Source organism: Clostridium uliginosum (genome assembly GCF_900112485.1).
GTDB classification, from domain to species: Bacteria; Bacillota; Clostridia; order Clostridiales; family Clostridiaceae; genus Clostridium; species Clostridium uliginosum.
In genome coordinates, this window is record NZ_FOMG01000014.1 from 87,302 (window position 1) to 94,293 (window position 6,992).

A 6,992-nucleotide genomic window follows, 5' to 3' on the forward strand; every position below is an offset into this window, starting at 1 on the left:
GTTATCTGATATAATAGAGTTGAAGATTAAGCTCAGATATAATCTTTTTACTAATGAAAAGTTGTAATGGGGTTAAAATTGTGATATCATCTAAGTTATACGTTATTTATAGGAGGTGTTTACCTATGCAAAATATATTAATGGGTTTAGAAGTAATATTAGGATTGGCAATTATTGTAACAATTTTTATGCAACCTAGTAAAGCTGATGCTTTAAGTGGATTGATACAAGGTGGATCAAAAGATACATTCTTTTCAAAAAATAAATCAAGAACTAAGGAAGTAATGCTTGTAAGGATAACATGGATTTTTACAGGATTATTTGCAATTAATACAACAATATTACATTTTATAAAGTAAAAAATCTGAGCTGCTTAATTATAAGTAGCTTTTTTTATTGCCATAAATATTTATATAATTAAATAAAAAGGACATAAGACACATTCAAAAAATATTATTGTAATAAAATCTTGAAATTTAAAATAAGGATAAATAGTAGATTAAATTCAACAGTTTTAATATAGGCACAGTTAACTTTCTATTTTTGTTCATATGCCTAATCTTTATACTAAAATCCAACAAAAAATAAAAGGGGTGAGAGGTATGAATTTATTATATGTTTCAATGGTAAGTGGGTTTATTGCTCTTATTGTAGTTGTTTTTCTGATTAAGGATATACTAAAGAAGAATACAGGCAATGAGAGAATGGCTGAAATTTCTGGGTATATTGAAGAAGGTGCGATGGCATTTTTAAAAAAAGAATATTCTTATTTAATAGTGTTTATAATAGCAGTTGCCTTAGCTATAATATTATTCTTAAATATACAAACAGCAATAGCGTTTATAGTTGGTGCAGTATTTTCTATAACATCAGGTTATATTGGTATGAGAATAGCTGTAAAAGCTAATGTAAGGACAGCAGAAGCTGCAAAACATGGGATAAAAGAAGCGTTAGCAGTAGCTTTTTCTGGTGGTACAGTTATGGGGTTATGTGTAGTTGGATTAGGGATAATAGGATTAGGATTTTTTTCAGTTATATTTGATTTAAATGCAGAATATATAACAGGATTTGGTCTTGGAGCTTCTTCAATTGCATTGTTTGCAAGAGTTGGCGGTGGAATTTATACTAAAGCTGCTGATGTTGGAGCAGACTTAGTTGGAAAAGTTGAAGCTGGAATACCAGAAGATGATCCACGAAATCCAGCAGTTATAGCGGATAATGTTGGAGATAATGTTGGAGATGTTGCTGGTATGGGAGCAGATTTATTTGAATCTTATGTAGGATCTATCATTTCTGCAATTACATTAGGTTCAGTATTAATGGGAACATGGGGAAAAGAAATTGTAATATTTCCTTTAATTTTATCTTCAGTAGGAATTATAGCGTCATTAATAGGAATTATATTTGTCAAAGCATATAAAGGGGACAACCCACAGAAGGCTTTAAATTTAGGAAGTACAATTTCAGGAGTACTGGTATTAATAATAGGTTCTATAGTCTGTAATGTTTTACTTGGAGATTATAGAATATTCTTACCTGTAATATCTGGATTAGTTGTAGGATTAATAATTGGTAAGGTTACAGAATATTATACTTCAGCAGATTATGCTTCAGTTAAATTTATTGCTAATGAATCTAAAACAGGTCCAGCAACTAATATAATTGCAGGATTATCTGTAGGAATGAAATCTACAGTTATACCTGTTTTATTAATAGCTGTAGGAATAATAGTATCATATTTTGCTATAGGAGGAGCTCAAGATACTGCGTTAGGGTTATATGGAATAGCATTGTCAGCAGTTGGAATGTTATCGACAACAGCTATAACTGTTGCAGTTGATGCATATGGACCAATAGCAGATAATGCTGGTGGAATAGCTGAAATGTGTGACTTAGATGAAAGTGTTAGAGAAATAACTGATAAACTAGATTCAGTTGGAAATACAACAGCAGCTATTGGTAAAGGATTTGCTATAGGTTCAGCAGCACTTACAGCTTTAGCACTGTTTGCATCATACTCACAAGCTGTAGGCTTAAAAACTATAAATTTACTTGATCCTTTAACTTTAGTAGGAGTATTAATTGGAGGAATGTTACCGTTCCTTTTTGCAGCATTAACAATGCAATCAGTAGGAAAGGCTGCTACTCAAATGGTTGAAGAGGTTAGAAGACAATTTAAAGAAAATGCTGGTATATTAAAAGGAACTCAAAAACCAGATTACTCAAAATGTGTTGAGATATCAACAAATGCAGCGTTGAAAGAAATGATTCTTCCAGGAATATTAGCTATAGCAGTACCTTTATTAGTTGGAATATTATTAGGTACTGAAGCTTTGGCAGGATTAATTGGTGGAGGAGTAGTTACAGGAGTAATGCTTGCAATTATGATGTCAAATGCAGGTGGTGCTTGGGATAATGCTAAAAAATATATTGAGACAGGTGTTAATGGCGGAAAAGGTAGTTATGCACATAAAGCAGGAGTTGTAGGAGATACTGTAGGAGATCCATTTAAGGATACTTCAGGTCCTTCAATGAATATTTTAATAAAACTTATGACAATAGTCTCTGTAGTATTTGCACCTTTGATTGCAAAATATGGGGGAGTTTTAATTAACTTATTTATTAAATAAAAATAGACTAGTATACTATTTTTTTAATACGCATAAGAAACAAGAAAATAATGGGCTAAAGATACCTAAATAAGACTGCAAAAGTATTTGCTTTTACCAACTGGTTTCAGTTAATAAAAGCGAGTATTTTTCAGTCTTTTTTATTTTTTAGTTTCTACTTTAAAACCGTGTTGATAGTGTAATATAAAGCTCATGGACAGTGAAATTTATATAGGAAACTCGACGCATATACATTTGTTGAGTAAGTTCGAGGAATAAAATATAAAATGCTCACAGAGAAAGTTTGAGGAACAAAATATAAAATTTGGACTTTCACTTTTGGGCATTCACTTTTTGAATCTCACTTAAGAGTTCTACAAAGCTAATTCCAATGCCAGTTTGCTCTTATATTATAATATCAACATTTAAAAAAATATTTAATAAAAAATGAATTTAAAATGTCTTAAATAAATTAAATTATATATGTCAATACTATAGATATTAACACTAGGCATAGTATTGACATATATAATTATATAAAATCTATATTAGAAAGCATTATTATGTTAGTATATAGTTAGTACAATAGAAAAATTTACTATTAGATTATATAACAGGAGGAAATGTTATGAAGATAAAAGAAACATTAATAAGTTTTATGAAAGAACCAGCTTATACACCAATGACTATTGAAGAATTAGTTATTGTTTTTGATATAAAATATGATGAATATGGTGCTTTTAAGAAAACATTAAAAAGTATGGAACGTGAAGAATTGATTGTAAGAAATAATAAAAATAAATATATGATACCTGAAAAAAGGGCATTAATTACAGGTAAACTTCAAGCTCATGCAAAAGGATTTGGTTTTTTAATTCCAGAGGTAGAAGGAGAAAAGGATGTATTTATTCCAAGCTCATGTATGAATGGAGCTATAAATGGCGATAAAATACAAGTACAAATAACAAGAGAAGATACAACTACTAAAAAAAGAGAAGGCGAAGTAGTAAAAGTTCTTGAAAGAAATACAGCTAAAGTAATAGGAATATATCAAGATAGTAAGAATTTTGGATTTGTAGTTTCAGAAGATACTAGAATTACACAAGATATATTTATTTCTAAAAAAGATAGAAATGAAGCTAAAGATGGTGACGTTGTTATGGTTGAAATAACAAAATGGCCAGAACAAAAAAGAAGCCCAGAAGGTATTGTAACTGAGGTATTAGGTAGAAAAGGTGATAAAGGAATAGACATCTTAACTATAATTAGAAAATATGGATTACCTGAAGAATTTACACACAAGGTTTTAAAGTTTGCAGATCAAATTCCAGAAACAATTGATGAAAAAGAATATAAAAGAAGAACCGATTTAAGAAATATTAAAATGGTAACTATAGATGGAGAAGATGCTAAAGATTTAGATGATGCTGTATCTATAGAAAAATTAGAGGATGGTAACTTTAAATTAGGGGTTCATATTGCAGATGTAACTCATTATGTTACAGAAAATAATCCATTAGATAAGGAAGCATTAAAGAGAGCAACTTCAGTTTATTTAATAGATAGAGTTATTCCAATGTTACCTAGACAATTATCAAATGGAATATGTTCTTTAAATCCTCAAGTTGATAGATTAGCGCTAAGTTGTTTTATGATTATCGACCATAAAGGAAAGGTTATAGATCATGAAATCTTAGAATCAGTTATTAAAACTAATGAGAGAATGACTTATACTGATGTTACTAAAATTTTAAGAGACCATGATGAAGAATTAATAAAGAGGTATGACTACCTTTATGAAGACTTTAAATTAATGGAAGAGCTTTGCAGTATCTTAAGAAATAAGAGAACCAAAAGAGGAGCTATTGATTTTGAAATAGAGGAATCAAAAATAATTTTAGATGAAATGGGTAAACCAATAGATATTAAGCCTTATGACCGTGAAATAGCTAATAGGGTTATAGAAGAATTTATGTTGGTTTGCAATGAAACAGTTGCTGAGCATATGTTCTGGACTAAGTTACCTTTTGTATATAGAATTCATGAAAATCCAGATGAAGAGAAGCTAGCTAAATTTAAAGAGTTTATATATAACTTAGGCTATACAATACAATGGAGAGAAGAAGTGCGTCCAAGAACTCTTCAAGAAGTTTTAGAAAAAGTTAAAGGACAAAAAGAAGAAACTGTTGTAAGTACATTATTACTACGTTCTATGATGCAAGCTAGATATGCACCAGAGTGTACAGGTCACTTTGGATTAGCAGCAGAGTATTATTGTCACTTTACATCACCTATAAGAAGATATCCTGACTTACAAATCCATAGAATAATAAAGGAACATCTTAATGGTGAACTTGATGAAGGAAGATCTAAAAAATTAATATCAATAGTTGATTATGCAGCTAAGCAATCATCAGAAAGAGAAAGAGTAGCTCAAGAAGCTGAAAGAGAAGTTGATGATCTTAAAAAAGCTGAATATATGCAAGATAGGATAGGAGAAGAATTTGATGGTATAATATCTTCAGTTACTTCTTTTGGAATATTTGTAGAATTACCAAATACAATTGAAGGATTAGTTCATATTACAGATTTAGATGATGATTACTATATATTTGATGAAGCTCATCTTTGCTTAATTGGAGAGAGAACTAAGAAGACATATAAGCTTGGAGCGGAAGTTAAAGTTAAGTGTGTTAAGGTAGATATAGATAACAGAGAAGTTTATTTTAATATTACTGAAGATATTAAAAATGAAGAAGAAGTTAATGAAAGTAACAACAATAAAGAAGAAGATTCACAAGTGAAGGAAGATTTAGAATAAAGTAATTTTAAGCTTCATATGGAGTTTGCTCATAAGGAATATATCACTCTGTCTGAAGCTTAGAAAAACTTAAACACATTAAAAAATTAGTATGTAAGGCACATTCAAAAAAATATATAAGAATATTCATCTGCTATTTATTTGGAGATGCCTAAGTAGATATATTAATTGATTAAAGATAATAGTTATATTATAATTTTATGTAAGGCATATTCAAAAAAATAACAAGTCAGTATGCCTAAGAAAAGCGATGACAATTTGTTAGTAGGTGATTTAATGGTAAGAAAAAAGAGTTCAAATTCTTTGGCAGAAAATAGAAAAGCAAGGCATGATTATTTTATAGAAGAAACTATGGAAGCTGGTCTTGCACTAGTTGGTACTGAGGTTAAATCTATAAGAAATGGTAGATCTAATCTTAAAGAATGTTATGCAGATTTTAGAAGTGGTGAACTTTTTATAGTAAATATGCATATTAGTCCATATGAGCAAGGTAATATATTTAACGTAGAACCTTTAAGAGAAAGAAAATTATTATTACACAAAGAACAAATTTCTAGGCTTTCAGGACTTGTAGCTCGAGATGGATATACATTAATTCCATTAGCACTTTATTTAAAAAATGGAAGAGTTAAAGTAGCCATTGGAATATGTAGGGGTAAGAAAAATTATGATAAGAGAGATTCTATGTTAGAAAAAGATCATAATAGGGAAATGCAAAGAGAATTAAAAGAAAGAAATAAATACTAAACTAAGAAATAGGGATATGCTTTTGCGAAATATTGCACTAGGAAAATTATCTTTAGAGTTTCATAATTTAAAGACTGAAAAATGTTACTGTTTAAGAGAGTTATCGCGAGTGTAACATTTTTTGGCTTTAAAATTACAGATGACTCTTGGACAATTTTTTGGCAATTTGAGTAACTGTTTATCCCTTTTTGCTCTAGTTATCACTATACTATTAATTATTTAAAAATTCAGAATTGATTTTTAAATTTTATGATAATGGTGTATATTTATAGATAACATATAAAAAATTCTTAAATAGGGGGAACAGAAATGTATAAGATAGTTGGAAAAAGAGAGCTTACAAATAATATATACTTAATGGAAATAGAAGCTCCAAGAGTTGCAAAATCAGCTCAACCTGGTCAATTTATTATTATTAAAAATGATGAAAAAGGTGAAAGAATTCCTTTAACTATTGCTGATTACAATAGAGAAAAAGGAACAGTTACAATAGTTTTCCAAACAATGGGAAAAAGCACAAAAGAATTAGCAGAGTATAGTGTTAATGATTGCGTAAGTGATTTCGTTGGACCGTTAGGCCAACCTAGTGAACTTGTTCATGAAGATTTAGAAGAATTAAAGAATAAAAAGTTAATATTTGTTGCAGGAGGAGTTGGAGCTGCACCAGTTTATCCTCAAGTTAAATGGATGCATGAAAATGGAATAGCTGTTGATGTTATTTTAGGAAGTAGAAATAAAGACTTATTAATATATGAAGAAGAATTAAAAAAGGTTGCAGGAAATCTTTATGTTGCAACTGATGATGGATCATATGG

The 6,992-nt window shown here is 29.4% G+C and carries 5 protein-coding genes; all 5 read left to right on the top strand.

Annotation, left to right across the window (positions count from 1 at the left end; all coding sequences use genetic code 11):
• The first annotated feature begins 125 nt into the window (after window positions 1–125).
• A complete protein-coding gene (gene secG / locus BM027_RS10465; protein WP_090091572.1) occupies window positions 126–359 on the top strand; it encodes a preprotein translocase subunit SecG in 234 nt (77 codons plus the stop codon).
• Window positions 360–602: 243 nt separating this feature from the next.
• Entirely contained in the window at window positions 603–2,630 is a 2,028-nt protein-coding gene (locus tag BM027_RS10470; RefSeq protein WP_090091573.1) for a sodium-translocating pyrophosphatase, read from the top strand.
• A gap of 607 nt (window positions 2,631–3,237) precedes the next feature.
• Complete coding sequence (gene rnr, locus BM027_RS10475) at window positions 3,238–5,430, top strand: ribonuclease R (protein WP_090091574.1); 2,193 nt, start codon at window positions 3,238–3,240, stop codon at window positions 5,428–5,430.
• Between the two features lie 276 nt (window positions 5,431–5,706).
• The gene (smpB, locus tag BM027_RS10480; RefSeq protein ID WP_090091575.1) at window positions 5,707–6,177 is read left to right on the top strand and encodes an SsrA-binding protein SmpB; all 471 of its coding nucleotides are present in this window, start codon (window positions 5,707–5,709) and stop codon (window positions 6,175–6,177) included.
• A 309-nt stretch (window positions 6,178–6,486) separates the two neighbouring features.
• Window positions 6,487–6,992 (top strand): sulfide/dihydroorotate dehydrogenase-like FAD/NAD-binding protein (locus BM027_RS10485; RefSeq protein WP_139209543.1); only part of this gene is annotated, 506 nt, incomplete at its 3' end.